We start from the raw sequence: 418 nt of genomic DNA on the forward strand, positions 1-418 counted from the left end.
CAAGCGAAGGGCATGAGGCATAGTGTGGGCAGACTGGATGGAAAGATTGCCGTCGTCACCGGCGGCACGCAGGGGCTGGGCGCGGAAGTCGCGCGGCTTTTTGCGGAGCGCGGAGCAAAGGGCCTGGTCATCTGTGGCCGCAGCCGCGAGAAAGGCGAAGCCAAAGCGTATGAGATCACCGACCGCTATGGCATCCCAGTGCATTTCGTTGCCGCCGATCTGGGCGTGGTCTCCGACTGCAGCCGCGTCATCGCGGCTGCCGATGAAAAGTTTGGCCGCATCGATGCGCTGGTGAATGTTGCTGCGATCACCGATCGCGGTACCATTCTTGATACGGATGAAGCGCTGTTTGACCGCATGTTCGCGATCAACACCCGTGCCCCCTTCTTCCTGATCCAGGATGCGGTGAAGCTGATGC

Annotated in this window: 1 protein-coding gene; it reads left to right on the forward strand. The window is 61.0% G+C overall.

Annotated elements, in window-relative coordinates; all coding sequences use genetic code 11:
• Positions 1-12 precede the first annotated feature (12 nt).
• The coding region (locus RHIZ70P_RS22700) for an SDR family NAD(P)-dependent oxidoreductase (RefSeq protein ID WP_181904109.1) at positions 13-418 on the forward strand (406 nt) is incomplete at its 3' end.

The organism is Paenirhizobium selenitireducens ATCC BAA-1503, from assembly GCF_900492185.1.
GTDB lineage: Bacteria > Pseudomonadota > Alphaproteobacteria > Rhizobiales > Rhizobiaceae > Allorhizobium > Allorhizobium selenitireducens_A.